Consider the following 16,801-nt stretch of genomic DNA (forward strand, 5'->3'; position numbering starts at 1 on the left):
CGCACTGTTTGAGCCGTCCGGCAAAATGGGAGACCGGTCCCCTTGAGCTGGTCGACATAGGAGAGAGACTCGTGGACGACGTTCTGCGGCGCGCCCCGCTCTTCGCGGCGCTCGATGACGAGCAGGCCGCGGAGCTCCGCGCCTCCATGGGCGAGGTGACCCTCGCACGCGGTGACGCCCTGTTCCACGAGGGCGATCCCGGCGACCGGCTGTATGTCGTGACCGAGGGCAAGGTGAAGCTCCACCGCACCTCCCCCGACGGTCGCGAGAACATGCTGGCCGTCCTCGGCCCCGGCGAGCTGATCGGAGAGCTGTCGCTCTTCGACCCGGGCCCGCGCACCGCCACCGCCACCGCGCTGACCGAGGTCAAGCTGCTCGGCCTCGGGCACGGCGACCTCCAGCCGTGGCTGAACGCCCGGCCCGAGGTCGCGACCGCGCTGCTGCGCGCCGTCGCCCGGCGCCTGCGCAAGACCAACGACCAGATGTCCGACCTGGTCTTCTCCGACGTTCCCGGCCGTGTGGCGCGGGCGCTCCTCGACCTGTCGCGCCGGTTCGGCGTGCAGTCGGAGGAGGGCATCCACGTGGTCCACGACCTCACGCAGGAGGAGCTGGCGCAGCTCGTCGGCGCCTCCCGCGAGACCGTGAACAAGGCCTTGGCCGACTTCGCGGGCCGCGGCTGGCTCCGCCTGGAGGCACGTGCCGTGATCCTGCTGGATGTGGAGCGGCTCGCCAAGCGGTCGCGCTGACGCTGGCCGTTGTCGTGTTTGGGGGCCCTGCCCGGTTGGGCGGGGCCCCTTTCGCGTGTTCGGGTACGGCGCCGCTGCTGGGCTCCGCCCCGGGCCCCGCGGGCCCCGCGCCTCGAACGCCGGCGGGGCTGAAGATCGGGGCCCCGCTTCAAAGCGGCGGGGCCGGCTTTGCCCGGCGTTTTGGCCAGAGGTCCCCGGCCAGAGTGCGGGCACAGTGGAGGCATGGAGCACAGAGGCCTGGACGCGGACGGGTACATCGAGCGGGAAGGGGCCCTCGGGCAGGTCCAGGCCGAGTTCAGGCCGGTCGTGGCCGCCGCCCGGGAGCGGATCGCCGAGGCGTACGGGCGACGGCTCCACAGCGCCTACCTGTACGGGTCCCTGCCGCGCGGCACGGCCCGGCCCGGGCTGTCCGACCTCGACCTGCTACTCGCCCTGCACCGCGAGCCCTCGGAGGAGGACCGGGACGCCGCCGAGGTGCTGTCCCGCGGGCTCGACGAGGACTTCCCGGAGATCGAAGGCGCCGGGATCCTGCTCTACGGCAAGGACACCCTGCTGAGCGAGCAGGAACGATACGACCTGGGCTGGTTCCTCGCCTGCCTGTGCACCCCCCTGCTCGGCGCGGACCTGGCCGAGCACCTGCCCCGCTACCGTCCGGACGGCCTGCTCGCCCGCGAGACCAACGGCGACCTGGCCGACGTACTGCCCGACTGGCGGGCGAAGGTGCAGGCCGCGTCGGCGCCGGAGGACTACCGCAGGCTCAGCCGGGCCTTCGCGCGGCGCCTGGTCCGCGCCGGCTTCACCCTGGTCATGCCCCGGTGGGGCGGCTGGACCAGCGACCTGACGGAGTCCGCGGAGATCTTCGGCGCGTACTACCCGGAGCGGGCGGCCCAGATGCGGGACGCGGCCGCCGTGGCCCTGGATCCGGTCGCGGACCCGGCCGTCCTGCGGACCTACATCGAGGACCTGGGGCCGTGGCTCGCGGACGAGTACACGGCCCGGCACGGCCCGAAGGCCCCGCGGTCCTGACCCGCGGCCGACGCGCTCATTCGGGACCGCCCGGGATCAGGCCGTGCTCCTGGAGGTACTCCAGCTGCGCCCGTACGGACCATTCCGCGGCCGGCCACAGGGAGCGGTCCACGTCCGCGTAGACCTGGGCGACGACCGCCTCGGGGGTGGTGAAGCCGTTCTCGACGGCGGTCTCGACCTGGGCGAGGCGGTGCGCGCGGTGGGCCAGGTAGTACTCCACGACGCCCTGGGCGTCCTCCAGGACCGGCCCGTGGCCCGGCAGGACGGTGTGCACCCCGTCGTCGACGGTGAGCGAGCGCAGGCGGCGCAGGGAGTCGAGGTAGTCGCCCAGGCGGCCGTCGGGGTGCGCGACGACGGTGGTGCCGCGGCCCAGGACCGTGTCGCCGGTCAGGACGGCCCGGTCGGCGGGCAGGTGGAAGCAGAGGGAGTCGCCGGTGTGGCCGGGGGTCGCCACCACGCGCAGCTCCAGCCCGCCGGTCCGGATCACGTCCCCGGCGGCCAGGCCCTCGCCGCCGAGGCGCAGGGCCGGGTCCAGGGCGCGGACCTTCGTGCCGGTGAGCTCGGCGAAGCGGCCGGCGCCCTCCGCGTGGTCGGGATGGCCGTGGGTGAGCAGGGTGAGGGCGATCCGCTTGCCGGCCTGCTCAGCGGTGGCGATCACCGCGCGCAGGTGTGCCTCGTCCAGCGGTCCGGGGTCGATGACGACGGCCAGGTCGGAGTCCGGCTCGGCCACCAGCCAGGTGTTGGTGCCGTCCAGGGTCATCGCGGAGGCGTTGGGGGCCAGGATGTTGACGGCGCGGGCGGTCGCGGGCCCGGAGGCGACGAATCCGCGGGGCTGACCGGGCAGGGCGGCGGCGTCGGTCATGCGGGGCCTCCGAGGCGCACTCGCTTGGTGAACTCGTCGTGGCCCGGCCAGCTGAGCACCACTACGCCGTCCTCCAGCGCGGCCTGGGCCAGAACGGGGGTGAGGTCCTGCGTCCCGGCCGCGGCGAGCGCGTCGGCGGCGCTCCCGTACGGCTCCAGGGAGCGCAGGGTGGAGATGGTGGGCGGCATCATCAGCAGCTCGCCCTTGTCGTACCCGCCGGCCGCGTCGGCGGGGCGGATCCAGACGGTCCGGTCGGCCTCGGTGGAGGCGTTGCGGGTGCGCTGGCTCTCGGGCAGGGCGGCGACGAAGAACCAGGTGTCGTAGCGGCGCGGCTCGAACTCCGGGGTGATCCAGCGGGCCCATGCCCCGAGCAGGTCGGAGCGGAGCCGCAGGCCGCGTCGGTCGAGGAACTCGGCGAAGGACAGCTCCCGGGCCACGAGGGCCTGCCGGTCGGCCTCCCACGCGTCGCCGGTGGTGTCGCCGACGACAGTGTCCTCGGTCTCCCCCGCGAGCAGGACGCCCGCCTCCTCGAAGGTCTCCCGTACCGCGCCGCACACGATGGCCTGGGCGGCGGCGGGATCGGTGCCGAGGCGCGCGGCCCAGTCCTGCCGGGACGGCCCTGCCCAGCCGACCTGGTGTTCCGCGTCGCGGGGGTCGACCCCACCGCCCGGATAGGCGTACGCGCCTCCGGCAAAGGCCATGGAGGCCCGGCGGCGGAGCATGTGGACGGCGGGCCCGGCGGGGGTGTCGCGCAGCAGCATCACGGTGGCGGCGCGTCGGGGGGCGACCGGGGTGAGCGAGCCGTCCGCGAGCGCGCGGATGCGGTCGGGCCACTCCGGCGGGTACCACTGGCCTCCGGCGGGGGGCTGTTGCTGACCGTACTGACCATTCGGCATGGCGGGATGCTACGGCCATCCGGCCCGATGTTCGAGGGGTCCCCGATGCGGCAGGCCGCCCCGCGCCCCGGGAGGTCCCCCTGGCGGTACCGGATTCGGCTGATGTCGTCCGTCTGGCGCGGCTCAAAGACCGGGGCTCCGCCCCGCACCCCGCTCCTCAAACGCCGGAGGGGCTGGATTTTGGCCGGCATCAGCCTGCACGTGCGCGCAGCGCAACGGCGTCGAGCCCGGCCGGATGCCGCGCGGGGGCAGCACCGACCGGGCTCGCGGAACCGCCCCGGAGGGGTCAGGCGGAGGCGACTTCGACCTGGAACTCGATCTCGACCGGGGCGTCCAGCGGGAGGACCGCCACGCCGACCGCGCTGCGGGCGTGGACGCCCTTGTCGCCGAGGACGGCGCCCAGGAGCTCGCTCGCGCCGTTCAGCACGCCCGGCTGTCCCGTGAAGTCGGGGGCCGAGGCGACGAAGCCGACGACCTTCACGACACGCGCGATCTTGTCGAGGTCGCCGATGACCGACTTCACGGCGGCCAGGGCGTTCAGGGCGCAGGTGGCGGCCAGCTGCTTGGCCTGCTCCGCCGAGACCTCCGCGCCGACCTTGCCGGTGAGCGGCAGGCTGCCCTTGACCATCGGGAGCTGGCCCGCGGTGAAGACGTAGGCGCCCGACCGCACGGCCGGCTGGTACGCCGCCAGCGGCGGGACGACCTCGGGCAGGGTCAGGCCGAGCTCGGCCAGCTTCGCCTCGACGACGCCGCTCATGCCTTCTCCCGCTTCAGGTAGGCCACGAGCTGCTCGGGGTTGTTCGGCCCGGGCACGACTTGGACGAGCTCCCAGCCGTCCTCGCCCCAGGTGTCCAGGATCTGCTTGGTGGCGTGCACGAGCAGCGGGACGGTCGCGTATTCGAACTTCTTGGTCATGGGAGCGAGGGTAGTGCCTGCCGTCCGGAGCGAAGGAATTAGGCTCGGACGCTGTGAGCAGGCTCCAGGTGGTCAGCGGCAAGGGCGGCACCGGCAAGACCACGGTCGCCGCGGCACTCGCGCTTGCCCTCGCACGCGAGGGCAAGCGGACTCTTCTCGTGGAGGTCGAGGGCCGGCAGGGGCTCGCGCAGCTCTTCGGCGCCGAGGCGCTCCCGTACGAGGAGCGGAAGATCGCCGTCGCGCCCGGCGGCAGCGGGGAGGTCTTCGCGCTCGCCATCGACGCCGAGCGGGCGCTGCTGGACTACCTCCAGATGTTCTACAAGCTCGGCTCGGCCGGCCGCGCCCTCAAGAAGCTCGGCGCCATCGACTTCGCGACGACCATCGCCCCCGGGCTGCGCGACGTGCTGCTGACCGGCAAGGCCTGTGAGGCGGTGCGGCGCAGGGACAAGGCCGGACGCTACGTCTACGACCACGTGATCATGGACGCGCCGCCGACCGGGCGGATCACCCGCTTCCTGAACGTCAACGACGAGGTCGCGGGCCTGGCCCGGTTCGGGCCGATCCACAACCAGGCCCAGGCCGTCATGAAGGTGCTCAAGTCCCCCGAGACGGCCGTCCACCTGGTCACCCTCCTGGAGGAGATGCCGGTCCAGGAGACCGCGGACGGCATGGCCGAGCTCCGGGAGGCCGGGCTGCCCGTGGGCCGGGTCGTCGTCAACATGGTGCGGCCGCACCACCTGGACGAGGACACCCTGCGCACCGCGGCCGGCGACCACCGCGCGGAGGTGGCCAGGGCGCTGTCCCGGGCCGGCCTCGGCGGAGCGCGCCGCGGGGGGCTGGCCGAGCGGCTGGTGGACCCGCTGCTCACGCAGGCCGCCGAGCACGCGAGCCGGGTGGAGCTGGAGCGCGCGCAGCGCACCGTACTGGCCGGGCTGGACGTGCCGACGTACGAACTTCCCCTGCTCGGCGCGGGGATGGACTTGGGCGGGCTCTATCAGCTGGCCAAGGAACTGCGGAAGCAGTCGGTGGCCGAATGAGCGAGGGGGGGCACACCGTGGGACTGGACACCGTGGGACTGGACACCGTGGGACTGGACACGCCGCCGGGGCTGGCCGTCGACGGGCTGCTGGACGATCCGGGCACCCGGATCATCGTGTGCTGCGGCGCGGGCGGGGTCGGCAAGACCACCACGGCCGCGGCGCTCGGCGTACGGGCGGCCGGGCGCGGGCGGAAGGCGGTCGTGCTCACCATCGACCCGGCGCGGCGGCTCGCGCAGTCGATGGGGATCGACTCGCTGGACAACACCCCGCGCAAGGTGGCGGGCGTGGGCGCGGACGGCGGTGAACTGCACGCCATGATGCTGGACATGAAGCGGACGTTCGACGAGATCGTCGAGGCGCACGCGGACGGCGAGCGGGCCCAGGCCATCCTCGCCAACCCCTTCTACCAGTCCCTGTCGGCCGGCTTCGCGGGCACGCAGGAGTACATGGCGATGGAGAAGCTGGGGCAGCTGCGGGCCCGGGACGACTGGGACCTGATCATCGTGGACACCCCGCCGAGCCGGTCGGCGCTGGACTTCCTGGACGCGCCGAAGCGCCTCGGGTCCTTCCTGGACGGGAGGTTCATCCGGGTGCTGATGGCTCCGGCGAAGGTGGGCGGCCGGGCGGGGATGAAGTTCCTCAATGTCGGCATGTCGATGATGACCGGCACACTGAGCAAGCTGATGGGCGCCTCGCTGCTGAAGGACGTGCAGACCTTCGTGGCGGCGATGGACACGATGTTCGGCGGGTTCCGCACACGGGCGGACGCCACCTTCCGGCTGCTCCAGGCGCCCGGTACGGCCTTCCTCGTGGTCGCGGCGCCCGAGCCGGACGCGCTGCGCGAGGCGGCGTATTTCGTGGAGCGGCTGGCGGCCGAGAGCATGCCGCTGGCCGGTCTGGTACTGAACCGGGTGCACGGCAGCGGCGCCGACCAGCTGTCCGCCGAACGGGCGTTGGCCGCCGCAGAGAATCTTGAAGAGGGCGGCATTGTCGATCAGGAGTCCGGGAAAGCTGGACTTCGTGATGCCGACAGCGACACCGACGACACCACGGAGGTCGACGCAATCACGGCGGGACTGCTGCGCCTGCACGCCGAGCGCATGCAGGTGATCGCGCGCGAAAAGCGCACACGCGACCGCTTCACCTCGCTGCACCCCGAAGTGGCGGTGGCCGAAGTGGCCGCCCTGCCCGGCGATGTGCACGACCTCGCCGGGCTGCGGGCCATCGGAGAGCGACTCGCGACCGGGGTTCCGGCCGGAGCATAGGTGTTCCAACGACATGCCCTGACGTGCCGTGACATGACACGGCGTGGCATGGCGCGTGGCGTGGCGCCCCGGGTGATCTACCCGGCTGCCGCGTACGTCTCGTACGGAACGTCGATCTCCACATCGTCATCCATGGTGAGGATGCCCGTACTGCGCTCGTACTCCGTGCGGGCGGTCTCGAGCAGCCGTCGCCACGAGGTGACGGTGGGACGCCGGCGCAGCAGCGCACGTCGTTCCCGCTCGGTCATTCCGCCCCATACTCCGAACTCGACACGGTTGTCGAGCGCGTCGGCCAGGCACTCGGTCCGCACCGGACATCCGGTGCACACCGCCTTGGCCCTGTTCTGTGCCGCTCCTTGAACGAACAGTTCATCCGGATCGGTAGTGCGGCAGGCTGCCTGCGCACTCCAGTCGGTAACCCAGCCCATCCCGGCGCCGTCCTCTCCCGAATCGAGGCTCCCCCACGGCGGTAGCGGCATATTCACCGCTGCCAGTTGAGGACGTTACGGAAGGTGGGCACAGTGCAACACCCCCGACGGGCCCAATCTTGAATGGTCCGAACGGACTATGAGTAAGCGGCAGATCACCCGACGGAGTGATCCGGCGACATGCCCGACCATTCCGGCGATTCGGGTGGAATCGGCGGGGCATCATCAACGCAGCAGGCGGGATTCGGGCATGAGTCCACCCCATTCGGGAAGGGTGAAAATCAGCCGAGGGGTTGATGTCGCACCGCCCTGCTGTGACAGTTGGGGACAGCTTAGGCCAAGGCATTCGCGTGTGTCCGGGGAATGAGAACGTAGGCTGCCCTCCATGGGTAAGAAGCGCTCGGGCGGCGGGCTCACGGGGAGCCAGCAGGCCGCCAAGTTCCTCGGGGTGTCCGTTCTCTCCGGAGTTGTGCTGGCCGGCATGGCGATCCCGGCGGCAGGCGCCCTGGGGCTCGCGGCCAAGGGCACGGTCGAGGGATTCGATGAGATCCCGGCCAATCTCAAGACTCCGCCACTGAGCCAGCGGACCACGATTCTGGACTCCGAAGGTGGCTTGATCGCCACTGTCTATTCGCGCGACCGGCAGGTGGTCCCCCTCACGGCGATCTCCCCGTACATGCAGAAGGCAATCGTCGCCATCGAGGACTCGCGTTTCTACGAACACGGCGCGGTCGACCTCAAGGGCATCCTGCGCGCGGTCAACCGCAACGCACAGGAAGGCGGCGCGGCTCAGGGCGCCTCCACCCTCACCCAGCAGTACGTGAAGAACGTATTCGTCGAAGAGGCCGGCGACGACGAGACCAAGGTGCGCGAAGCCCAGGAGAAGAGCCTCGGGCGCAAGATCCGCGAACTGAAGTACGCGATCCAGGTCGAGGAGGAGCTCGGGAAGAAGAAGATCCTCGAGAACTACCTCAACATCACGTACTTCGGGCAGCAGGCCTACGGAATCGAATCCGCGGCCCAGCGCTACTTCAGCAAGCCGGCCAAGGACCTGACCCTGGAGGAGTCCGCGCTGCTGGCAGGCGTCGTCCAGTCGCCGAGCCGGTTCGACCCGGTGAACGACGCGACCGAGGCGATGAAGCGGCGCAACGTCGTCCTCCAGCGGATGGCCGACATCAAGGACGTCTCGCAGGCGGAGGCGGACGCGGCGAAGGCGAAGCCGGTCACCCTGAAGGTGACCCGGCCGAAGAACGGCTGCATCACCGCCGTCAAGGGCGCCGGATTCTTCTGCGACTACGTGCGCAACTCCTTCCTGACCGATCCGGTCTTCGGCAAGACGCGCGAAGAGCGGGCGAAGGTCTGGAACCAGGGCGGCCTGACGGTCCGTACGACCCTGGACCCGCAGTCCCAGGACGCGGCCAATGAGTCGATCAAGGACCACGTCTACCAGGAGGACTCGATCGCGACGGCTGTGACCATGGTCCAGCCGGGCACCGGCCGGGTGCTGGCGATGGGGCAGTCCAAGCCGTACGGCTTCGGGAAGAACGAGACGCAGATCAACTACTCCGTGGACAAGCGGATGGGCGGCTCGAACTTCGGCTTCCAGGTCGGCTCGACCTTCAAGCCGTTCATCGCGGCGGCCGCGCTGGAGCGGGGTACGCCGCCGACGCAGGTGTACCCGGCGCCGAACAAGATGGACTACCCGACGCCGATCCAGAAGTGCGACGGCTCGCAGTGGCTGAACCTGCCCGTCAACGGCAAGATCCAGACGGCCAAGAACGAGACCGAGGACGAGATCGGTCCGTACGCGCTGAAGACGGCGATGGAGAAGTCCATCAACACCTACTTCGTCGAGATGATCGGCGAGATCGGGCTCTGCCCGGTGACGGAGATGACGCAGAAGCTCGGCGTGGTCCCGGCCGACGGCTCGAAGCTGCCCGAGGCCCCGTCGATCGCGCTCGGCTCGGCCGAACTCTCCCCGCTGACGATGGCCAACGCGTACGCGACCTTCGCCAACCGGGGCATCTACTGCACGCCGGTCGCCGTCGAGTCGATCACCGACGCGCACGGCAAGGCCCTCGCGGTGCCGAAGTCCAAGTGCGACCGGGCCATGTCGCAGGACACGGCCGACACCATCAACACCCTGCTGCGCGGAGTGGTCGACTCCGGTACCGGTGAGCGGGCCGGTCTGACCGACCGCGACAGCGCGGGCAAGACCGGTACGACCGACGGCCGCTACAACGCCTGGTTCGTGGGCTACACCCCGAACATCTCCGGCGCGGTGTGGGTCGGCTCGGGCGGCGCCACGAAGATCTCGATGGAGGACATCGTGATCGGCGGCAGGTCCTACGACAAGGTCTTCGGCGGCGGCCTGCCCGGCCCTATCTGGAAGGACGCGGTCACCGGCGCCCTGGCCGGGCGCGAGGCCCCGAGCTTCGTCACGATCAGCATCCCGGAACCCGTGGTCCCGGGCGGCGGCAGCAACGGCGGCCGGCCGGCCACGACCCCGGTCAAGCCCCCGAAGCCCGGCAAGCCGGGCGGCGACAACAAGCCCGGCGGACGCCCCGGCGGCACCACGGCGGCCGGAGCCACCGGCGGGACGACGGGCGGCGCCACCCCGGACAACCCGTTCCCCGGGATCACCCTCGACCCGGGCATGATCGGCGGCCGCGAGGACCAGTAGGAAGCAGCAAGAGGAGAGGGGCCCCAGCCGGATCGATCCGGCTGGGGCCCCTTCCCGTAGGGCTACTCAGTACTACTCGGGCTGGTCACGGCTAGGAGAGCTGCTTCTTGACGGCGGCGGCGACGCGCCCGCCCTCCGCCAGCCCGGCCACCTTGGGGTTCACGATCTTCATGACGGCGCCCATGGCCCGCGGCCCCTCGGCACCCGCCGCCTTGGCCTCCTCCACGGCCTGCGCCACGATCGCGGCGAGCTCGTCGTCGGAAAGCTGCTTGGGCAGGTACGTGTCGAGGAACTCGCCCTCGGCGGTCTCGCGCGCGGCCTGCTCGGGACGGCCGCCCTGGGCGAACGCCTCCGCGGCCTCGCGGCGCTTCTTCGCCTCCTTGGCGATCACCTTGAGGACTTCCTCGTCGGAGAGCACGCGTGCCTCCTTGCCCGCGACCTCCTCCTTGGTGATGGCGGAGAGGGTCAGGCGCAGCGTGGACGAGTGCAGCTCGTCGCGCGCCCTGATGGCGGTCGTGAGGTCTTCCTGGAGCTTGGCCTTGAGCGTGGTCATGACCCGAGTCTGCCAGGTGCGGGGGCGCTGGCGCCCGTAGGTTTTGCGGGTCTGCGACGATGGGGCCATGCGTGCGCGTTACGGAGTACCCCTGAAAGCGGCTGCCGGAATCGCTGCGGTGGGGGCCGCGGGTGTGGCCTATGCCGCCGGTTTCGAAGCGCGGTCCTTCCGCCTGCGGCGGGTGACCGTCCCCGTCCTGCCCCAGGGGATGCGGCCGCTGCGGATACTGCAGGTCTCGGACATCCACATGGTCAGCGGGCAGCGCAAGAAGCGCGCCTGGCTCCAGTCCCTGGCCGGCCTGCGCCCCGACTTCGTCGTGAACACCGGCGACAACCTCTCCGACACCGAGGGCATCCCCGAGGTGCTCGACGCGCTGGGTCCGCTGATGTCCTTCCCGGGGGCGTACGTCTTCGGGTCGAACGACTACTACGGGCCGCGGCTGCGCAACCCCGGGCGCTACCTGATCGAGAAGGTGCAGGGCCGGCACGGGTTGAACGGCAACAAGCCGGTCGTCGGCGCCGTCCACAACCCGTGGGAGGAGATGCGGGACGCCTTCGACGCGGCGGGCTGGCTGAACCTCACCAACGCCCGGGCGCGGATGAAGCTGGACGGCCTGGAGCTCGCCTTCACCGGACTGGACGACCCGCACATCAAGCGGGACCGCTACGAGCGGGTGGCGGGCGGTCCGGATCCGGACGCGGACTTCTCGATCGCCGTCGTGCACGCCCCGTACCTGCGCACGCTCGAGGCCTTCACGGCGGACGGCTACCCGCTGATCCTCGCCGGGCACACGCACGGCGGGCAGCTGTGCATCCCCTTCTACGGGGCGCTCGTGACCAACTGCGACCTGGACACCGAGCGGGTGAAGGGCCTGTCCACGCACGAGGCGGGCGGCCACCGCGCGTTCCTCCACGTCTCGGCGGGCTGCGGCACCAACCGGTTCACCCCGGTCCGCTTCGCGTGTCCGCCGGAGGCCACGCTCCTGACGCTGACCCCGAAGGCGTCATGACCCGTGGCTCCCCCGGCCCCGCGAACGCTCCGTGAAAACCGGATTTCGTCTCCGGCCGCAGGTCCGCTAAAGTAATCGATGTCGCCAGGACAGCAGTGCTGCAAGGCGACGATCGGGGTGTAGCGCAGCTTGGCAGCGCGCTTCGTTCGGGACGAAGAGGTCGTGGGTTCAAATCCCGCCACCCCGACTTCGTAAGACCAGGTCAAGGGCCTGATCCGCATAGCGGATCAGGCCCTTCCTGCGTTGTCGTGATCGCTTGGGAGATCAAGGTCCGTTCTGTGGTGTCTGCTTCTTCTACCGTCTCCATAGCCGCGCGGATACGCGGGTTCCGTCCGGCGTGGCTGTCGCCGCGGGTGCTGCGCACCGAGGTGCTGGCCGGTCTGGTGGTCGCGCTCGCGCTGATTCCGGAGGCCATCTCGTTCTCGATCATCGCCGGAGTTGATCCGGCGGTCGGGCTGTTCGCGTCCTTCACGATGGCGGTGACGATCGCCGTGGTCGGCGGCAGGCCGGCGATGATCTCGGCGGCGACGGGGGCCGTGGCCCTGGTCATCGCGCCGCTCAACCGGGAGCACGGGTTCGGGTACCTGGTCGCCGCGGTCATCCTGGGGGGCCTCTTCCAGATCCTGCTGGGCGCGCTCGGCGTCGGCAAACTGATGCGGTTCATCCCGCGCTCGGTGATGGTCGGCTTCGTCAACTCCCTCTCGATCCTGGTGTTCATGGCCCAGGTGCCCGAGCTGCGGAACGTGCCGTGGGCCGTGTATCCGCTGCTGGCGGCCGGGCTGGCGCTGATGGTCTTCTTCCCGAAGGCGACCACGCTGGTGCCGGCGCCGCTGGTGTCCATCGTGATCCTGACCGCGATCACGGTGGCGGCCGGGATCGCGGTGCCCACGGTCGGCGACAAGGGGGCCCTGCCCTCCTCGCTGCCGGTGCCGGGCCTGCCCGACGTCCCGTTCACCCTCGACACCCTGGCCACCATCGCCCCGTACGCCTTCGCCATGGCGTTGGTCGGGCTGATGGAGTCGCTGATGACGGCGAAGCTGGTCGACGAGATCACCGGCACGCGCTCGTCGAAGACGCGGGAGTCGATCGGCCAGGGCATCGCGAACATCGTCACCGGCTTCTTCGGCGGCATGGGCGGCTGCGCGATGATCGGCCAGACGATGGTCAACGTGAAGGTGTCGGGCGCCCGGACCCGGCTGTCCACCTTCCTTGCGGGCGCCTTCCTGCTGGTGCTGTGCATCGTCTTCGGCCCGGCCGTCTCCCGGATCCCCATGGCCGCGCTGGTCGCCGTGATGGTGATGGTCTGCTTCGCGACCTTCGACTGGCACTCCATCGCGCCGAAGACGCTCAAGCGGATGCCCGCGGGCGAGATCACGGTGATGGTGCTGACCGTCGTGTGCGTGGTCGTCACCCACAACCTCGCGGTGGGCGTGGTCGCCGGCTCGGTCACGGCGATGGTCATCTTCGCCAAGCGCGTGGCGCGGCTCGCCGACGTCACTTCGGTGACGGATCCCGACGGCGGCCAGATCGTGTACGCGGTGAGCGGCGCGCTGTTCTTCGCCTCCTCCAACGAGCTGGTCGGCCGGTTCGACTACGCGGGCGACCCGGCGCACGTGGTCGTCGACCTGTCCGCGGCCCACATCTGGGACGCCTCGTCGGTCGCCACGCTCGACGCGATCGAGCACCGCTACGCGCAGCTCGGCAAGACCGTCGAGATCACCGGCCTCAACGAGCCCAGCGCCCGCCTGTACGGGAGCCTCACCCGGCGCTCTTGACCGTTCGTCCTACGGCCGGAGCATGTCCGTCATCGGTGACGGCTGCGGCTCCAGGCCGGGCAGCAGCCAGGTCTGGAAGGGCGCCAGCAACGCGAGGGCGAGGAACACGGTCCCGACAGCGGCGGAGAAGGCGGGGCCCAGTCGCCACAGCTTCTCCACGAAGATCACCCCGGCCACGGCGGCCATGGCCAGTACGTTCATGAAGCCCAGCGGGACGAGGACGATCATCAGCCCCCAGCAGCAGCCGACGCAGTACGCCCCGTGGTGCAGCCCGACCCGCAGATCGCGGGCCCCGGGCCGGAATCCGGCGTAGCGCACGAGCTGGCCCATGGGGCTGCGGCAGTGGCTCAGGCAGAGGTTCTTCAGCGGGCTGAACTGGTACAGCCCGGCGATCAGGAAGGCGCCGGCGCCGATCCAGCGCCCGGCACCGGGGTGGTCGTCCAGCAGGGCCCCGGTCCCGGCGAGGAGCCCGTAGGCGATCAGGCCGAAGGTCGTCCAGGCCAGGAGGTACCCGGCCGCGAACTGGGCGGTACGGGCCGTGCGGACGGCTCCGGACGACTGGCGGCCGATGGCCCGGGCCCAGGTGATCGCCACCGGGGCCACGGACGGGAACATCATGGCGATCATCATGATCAGCCACAGCAGCAGGAACAGCGGGACGCCCATGCCCATGGTTCCCGGCTCGATCCCCGTGTCACGGGCCTGGCCGACGACCAGCACCCAGGCGAGCAGCGCCATCAGCGCCATGACGGACCAGGCGAGCGCCAGCTGCCGGGCCGACAGGAAATCTGCCGGGCTCCGGGGCGGTGACGGGGACGGGGCCTTCCGGTCGCGGCGCACACCTCCAGCACAGCACACCGGACCTACCCGTGCCCGCGCGGAACCAGGACCTCCGGGCGGCCCCGGCGGGCGGATAATGGGCCTGGGTGATCCGGTACACGGTCACGAGGAGGCAGAGATGTCCGAGACGACAGCGACTGTTCCGAGGTGGCACGCGGCAGGCGACTGGTTCGACACCTGCAAGTGCAAGGTGCCCTGCCCCTGCACCTTCGCGCAGCTGCCCACCTACGGCGACTGCGAGGGCGTCCTGGCGTGGCACATCCGCGAGGGGCGTTACGGGGACGTGCCGCTGGACGGACTCAATGTGCTGATGCTGGGCTCGTTCGTCGGCAACGTCTGGGCCGAGCACTCCGACACCTACGCGGCGGTCTTCGTCGACGAGCGCGCCGACGACGCGCAGCGCGAGGCACTCCAGATGATCTTCGGCGGCCAGGCGGGAAGCTGGCCCGCCGAGATGGTGAGCATGATGGGCGCCGAGATGCGCGGGATGGAGTTCGCCCCCATCGAGTTCGAGGTCGCCGACGACCTCGGGAGCTGGCGGGCCGCGGTCCCCGGCCGGGTCGAGGCCGGCGCGGAGGCGCTCACGGGACCCACCACGCCGGAGGGCGCCCGGGTCCAGTCGACCAACATGCCCGGCTCGGAGACCGGGCCGGGCCAGGTCGCGACCTGGGGCCGTTCGACAGCGGACCGCGCCGACGCGTACGGCTTCCAGTGGAACAGGGAAGGCCAGTCCAGCAAGCACATCACCTTCGACTGGACCGGGCCCGACTAGCCCCTCATGCCAGCGCGGCCAGCTCCGTGGCGGCCAGGCCGAGGAACTCAGGGGAGAGGCCGGGCTGCACCCCGCGCTCCGCGGCCGTCGCGTCGAGGTGGTCGAGGACGGCGGCGACCGTGGGGAGGGAGCCGACCGGGCGGAGCAGCCAGAGCCGGCCCCGGGGGCTGGGCGGGAGGCCCAAGGCAGCGAGGACGGTGTCCGTCTCCCCGTCGAGCTCGCGGAGATCGCCCTCCGGGAGCGGGGCGCATTGCACGTCCGTGATGTGGCCGTGGCCGTCCAGCGAGGTCTCCACCGCCCAGTGAGTGGAGCGGTCCGGGATCCAGGTACGGGCCGCCGGGGGCCAGACGTACGGGAGGAAGGCCCAGCGCAGTTCCTCGGGAGCCGGCTCCCAGCCGAGCACCTCCAGCTCCCGGATCTCGGGCAGCCGGTCCGGTTCCAGTTCGCTGCGGCCCGTGCGGCGCAGTGCGAGCGGGTCCGGTGTTCCGTCCTCGTCCCACGACATGCGGGCACGTTATCCGACGCGGTGGCGGATGCCGGTGACCTCGGTAGTGGCGGCCGTCAAGCGTCCCTGTGACGGCCGGTCAGCCCAGTCAGCGGCTGAAGTCGACCTCGCTCGGAGGCTCCCCGGGCCAGGACAGGCGGGTCGGCGCGGGCGGGGTCTGCGCGACGACGGTGCCGCGGGCGACGACGTACCGGGGGCGGACCTGGCGGCGGATCGCCTCCTCGGGCGTCGGCGCCGGGAGCAGGACGAAGGAGGCGGGGGCGCCCTCCGCGAGGCCGTACTCCGCGTCCGACAGGCCCAGGACCCGCGCCGCACGGTCCGTCACCATCGAGAAGGCCACCGGAATCTCCTCCGCGCCGGTGAGCTGAGCCGCGTACAGCCCGACGAGGGCGGTCTGGAGCGGGTTGGCGGTGCCGAGGGCGTTCCAGGGGTCCATCACGTCGTCGTGGCCGAAGGCCACATTGACCCCCGCCGCCAGCATCTCCTTGACCTGGGTGAGGCCGCGCCGCCGGGGGTAGGCGTCGAAGCGCCCCTGGAGATTGAGGTTGGCGAAGGGGTTGGAGACCAGGTTGATGCCCGAACGCGCGAGCAGCCGCTGGAGTTTGAAGCTGTACGCGCCGTTGTAGGAGCCCATCGCCGTCGTGTGGGAGGCCGTGGCGCGCTCGCGCAGGCCCGAGCGCAGCGCGAGGGTGGCCAGCACCTCCACGAAGCGGGACTGCTCGTCGTCGATCTCGTCGCAGTGGGCGTCCACGCGCAGCCCGTGCTCCTCGGCCAGCGCGAAGGCCGTCCGGAGCGAGGCCACCCCGTCCTCGCGCGTGTCCTCGAAGTGCGGGATGGCGCCGACGACGTCCGCCCCGCGCCGGACCGCCTCGCGCAGCAGCGCCTCGCCGTCCGGGAAGGAGACGATCCCCTCCTGCGGGAAGGCAACGATCTGGAGGGTCATGACGTCCCGTACCCGGTCGCGCACCTCCAGCAGCGCGTCGAGCGCGGTCAGGGCCGGGTCGGTGATGTCGCAGTGGGTGCGGACGTGCAGTACGCCCTGCGCAGCCTGCCAGCGCAGCACCTCGCTCGCCCGCGCGACGACGTCCTCGCGGGTCAGGGTCCGCTTGCGCTCGCTCCAGCACGCGATGCCCTCCCAGAGGGTCCCGGAGGCGTTGGGGCGCGGTTCTCCGGCGGTCAGGGCGGTGTCGAGGTGGATGTGCGGCTCGACGAAGGGCGCGCTGAGGAGCGAGCCGTGGGCCTCGATGAGGACTCCGGTGGCCGGCGGTTCCTTCTGGTCGTCGTACGGGACCACCCGCGCGATCCGGCCGTCCTCGGCGACCTCCACGTCGACGAGGCCGTGAGCGTGCAGCAGCCGGGCACCCCGGACGATCATCCGCATGCCGCCAGCCTACGCACGCGGGGCGCGGCTTCGCGGGAGGGAAACCGCGGGCCGGCCGGCCGGTGACACCCTGTGGGTGCCGGGATTCAGCCGCGCTTGGCCTGA

17 protein-coding genes and 1 tRNA gene are annotated in these 16,801 nt (G+C 71.3%); 9 read left to right on the forward strand and 9 right to left on the reverse strand.

Annotation, left to right across the window (positions count from 1 at the left end):
* The first annotated feature begins 71 nt into the window (after positions 1–71).
* Both J7E94_RS10320 and J7E94_RS10325 read left to right on the forward strand, forming a co-directional pair.
* Positions 72–746: a Crp/Fnr family transcriptional regulator gene (locus J7E94_RS10320; RefSeq protein ID WP_003981529.1), complete on the forward strand. Its 675-nt coding sequence runs from the start codon at positions 72–74 to the stop codon at positions 744–746.
* 222 nt (positions 747–968) lie between these two features.
* Positions 969–1,772 (forward strand): nucleotidyltransferase domain-containing protein, encoded by an 804-nt coding sequence (locus tag J7E94_RS10325; RefSeq protein WP_215014263.1) that lies wholly within the window; start codon positions 969–971, stop codon positions 1,770–1,772.
* A 16-nt stretch (positions 1,773–1,788) separates the two neighbouring features.
* Here the strand turns inward: J7E94_RS10325 and J7E94_RS10330 are convergent, their stop codons facing one another.
* From J7E94_RS10330 to J7E94_RS10345, 4 genes are all read right to left on the reverse strand, one after another.
* A complete protein-coding gene (locus J7E94_RS10330) occupies positions 1,789–2,634 on the reverse strand; it encodes an MBL fold metallo-hydrolase (RefSeq protein WP_215014264.1) in 846 nt (281 codons plus the stop codon).
* Complete coding sequence (locus tag J7E94_RS10335; RefSeq protein ID WP_215014265.1) at positions 2,631–3,530, reverse strand: NUDIX hydrolase; 900 nt, start codon at positions 3,528–3,530, stop codon at positions 2,631–2,633. Before J7E94_RS10335 ends, J7E94_RS10330 begins: the two co-directional genes overlap by 4 nt.
* A 286-nt stretch (positions 3,531–3,816) precedes the next feature.
* Positions 3,817–4,287 (reverse strand): RidA family protein, encoded by a 471-nt coding sequence (locus tag J7E94_RS10340; protein WP_215014266.1) that lies wholly within the window; start codon positions 4,285–4,287, stop codon positions 3,817–3,819.
* Positions 4,284–4,445 (reverse strand): DUF4177 domain-containing protein, encoded by a 162-nt coding sequence (locus tag J7E94_RS10345; RefSeq protein WP_007264966.1) that lies wholly within the window; start codon positions 4,443–4,445, stop codon positions 4,284–4,286. Before J7E94_RS10345 ends, J7E94_RS10340 begins: the two co-directional genes overlap by 4 nt.
* Before the next feature lie 53 nt (positions 4,446–4,498).
* On the opposite strand from J7E94_RS10345, the gene J7E94_RS10350 reads away from it, so the two are divergent.
* Entirely contained in the window at positions 4,499–5,482 is a 984-nt protein-coding gene (locus J7E94_RS10350; RefSeq protein WP_215014267.1) for an ArsA-related P-loop ATPase, read from the forward strand.
* On the forward strand, positions 5,479–6,750 hold the full coding sequence (locus J7E94_RS10355) for an ArsA family ATPase (protein WP_374224420.1): 1,272 nt from the start codon (positions 5,479–5,481) through the stop codon (positions 6,748–6,750). The genes J7E94_RS10350 and J7E94_RS10355 overlap by 4 nt, the downstream gene beginning before the upstream one ends.
* 77 nt (positions 6,751–6,827) lie before the next feature.
* Here J7E94_RS10355 and J7E94_RS10360 read toward each other — a convergent pair whose 3' ends face one another.
* Positions 6,828–7,178 (reverse strand): WhiB family transcriptional regulator, encoded by a 351-nt coding sequence (locus tag J7E94_RS10360; RefSeq protein WP_215014268.1) that lies wholly within the window; start codon positions 7,176–7,178, stop codon positions 6,828–6,830.
* 385 nt (positions 7,179–7,563) lie between these two features.
* Between J7E94_RS10360 and J7E94_RS10365 the strand changes: the two genes are divergently transcribed.
* Positions 7,564–9,861: a transglycosylase domain-containing protein gene (locus J7E94_RS10365; RefSeq protein ID WP_215014270.1), complete on the forward strand. Its 2,298-nt coding sequence runs from the start codon at positions 7,564–7,566 to the stop codon at positions 9,859–9,861.
* A 91-nt stretch (positions 9,862–9,952) separates the two neighbouring features.
* On the opposite strand, the gene J7E94_RS10370 is transcribed toward J7E94_RS10365, so the two are convergent.
* A complete protein-coding gene (locus J7E94_RS10370) occupies positions 9,953–10,414 on the reverse strand; it encodes a GatB/YqeY domain-containing protein (protein ID WP_215014272.1) in 462 nt (153 codons plus the stop codon).
* Between the two features lie 67 nt (positions 10,415–10,481).
* Here J7E94_RS10370 and J7E94_RS10375 point away from each other — a divergent pair, with 67 nt between their 5' ends.
* From J7E94_RS10375 to J7E94_RS10385, 3 genes are all read left to right on the forward strand, one after another.
* Entirely contained in the window at positions 10,482–11,423 is a 942-nt protein-coding gene (locus J7E94_RS10375) for a metallophosphoesterase (RefSeq protein ID WP_215014274.1), read from the forward strand.
* Positions 11,424–11,536: 113 nt separating this feature from the next.
* Positions 11,537–11,610: transfer RNA gene (locus J7E94_RS10380), tRNA-Pro, on the forward strand.
* A 94-nt stretch (positions 11,611–11,704) separates the two neighbouring features.
* Positions 11,705–13,198, forward strand: a complete 1,494-nt coding sequence (locus J7E94_RS10385; RefSeq protein ID WP_215014276.1) for a SulP family inorganic anion transporter — start codon at positions 11,705–11,707, stop codon at positions 13,196–13,198.
* A gap of 9 nt (positions 13,199–13,207) precedes the next feature.
* Here the strand turns inward: J7E94_RS10385 and J7E94_RS10390 are convergent, their stop codons facing one another.
* On the reverse strand, positions 13,208–14,038 hold the full coding sequence (locus J7E94_RS10390; RefSeq protein ID WP_215014278.1) for a DUF2182 domain-containing protein: 831 nt from the start codon (positions 14,036–14,038) through the stop codon (positions 13,208–13,210).
* Between the two features lie 118 nt (positions 14,039–14,156).
* Between J7E94_RS10390 and J7E94_RS10395 the strand changes: the two genes are divergently transcribed.
* On the forward strand, positions 14,157–14,810 hold the full coding sequence (locus J7E94_RS10395; RefSeq protein WP_215014280.1) for a DUF1326 domain-containing protein: 654 nt from the start codon (positions 14,157–14,159) through the stop codon (positions 14,808–14,810).
* Positions 14,811–14,814: 4 nt separating this feature from the next.
* On the opposite strand, the gene J7E94_RS10400 is transcribed toward J7E94_RS10395, so the two are convergent.
* Together J7E94_RS10400 and codA are read right to left on the reverse strand one after the other, a co-directional pair.
* Complete coding sequence (locus J7E94_RS10400) at positions 14,815–15,315, reverse strand: DUF5956 family protein (protein ID WP_215014281.1); 501 nt, start codon at positions 15,313–15,315, stop codon at positions 14,815–14,817.
* 88 nt (positions 15,316–15,403) lie between these two features.
* Complete coding sequence (gene codA / locus J7E94_RS10405; protein WP_285440736.1) at positions 15,404–16,696, reverse strand: cytosine deaminase; 1,293 nt, start codon at positions 16,694–16,696, stop codon at positions 15,404–15,406.
* Between the last annotated feature and the right edge of the window lie 105 nt (positions 16,697–16,801).

The organism is Streptomyces sp. ISL-94 (assembly GCF_018614075.1).
In the GTDB taxonomy this organism is placed as follows: Bacteria; Actinomycetota; Actinomycetes; order Streptomycetales; family Streptomycetaceae; genus Streptomyces.

Bases quoted from the DNA above. Each gene is read 5' to 3' on its own strand.
- J7E94_RS10325 (WP_215014263.1), top strand. From the start codon at position 969: ATGGAGCACAGAGGCCTGGACGCGGACGGGTACATCGAGCGGGAAGGG.
- J7E94_RS10330 (WP_215014264.1), bottom strand. From the start codon at position 2,634: ATGACCGACGCCGCCGCCCTGCCCGGTCAGCCCCGCGGATTCGTCGCC.
- J7E94_RS10335 (WP_215014265.1), bottom strand. From the start codon at position 3,530: ATGCCGAATGGTCAGTACGGTCAGCAACAGCCCCCCGCCGGAGGCCAG.
- J7E94_RS10340 (WP_215014266.1), bottom strand. From the start codon at position 4,287: ATGAGCGGCGTCGTCGAGGCGAAGCTGGCCGAGCTCGGCCTGACCCTG.
- J7E94_RS10345 (WP_007264966.1), bottom strand. From the start codon at position 4,445: ATGACCAAGAAGTTCGAATACGCGACCGTCCCGCTGCTCGTGCACGCC.
- J7E94_RS10355 (WP_374224420.1), top strand. From the start codon at position 5,479: ATGAGCGAGGGGGGGCACACCGTGGGACTGGACACCGTGGGACTGGAC.
- J7E94_RS10360 (WP_215014268.1), bottom strand. From the start codon at position 7,178: ATGGGCTGGGTTACCGACTGGAGTGCGCAGGCAGCCTGCCGCACTACC.
- J7E94_RS10365 (WP_215014270.1), top strand. From the start codon at position 7,564: ATGGGTAAGAAGCGCTCGGGCGGCGGGCTCACGGGGAGCCAGCAGGCC.
- J7E94_RS10370 (WP_215014272.1), bottom strand. From the start codon at position 10,414: ATGACCACGCTCAAGGCCAAGCTCCAGGAAGACCTCACGACCGCCATC.
- J7E94_RS10375 (WP_215014274.1), top strand. From the start codon at position 10,482: ATGCGTGCGCGTTACGGAGTACCCCTGAAAGCGGCTGCCGGAATCGCT.
- J7E94_RS10395 (WP_215014280.1), top strand. From the start codon at position 14,157: ATGTCCGAGACGACAGCGACTGTTCCGAGGTGGCACGCGGCAGGCGAC.
- J7E94_RS10400 (WP_215014281.1), bottom strand. From the start codon at position 15,315: ATGTCGTGGGACGAGGACGGAACACCGGACCCGCTCGCACTGCGCCGC.
- codA (WP_285440736.1), bottom strand. From the start codon at position 16,696: ATGCGGATGATCGTCCGGGGTGCCCGGCTGCTGCACGCTCACGGCCTC.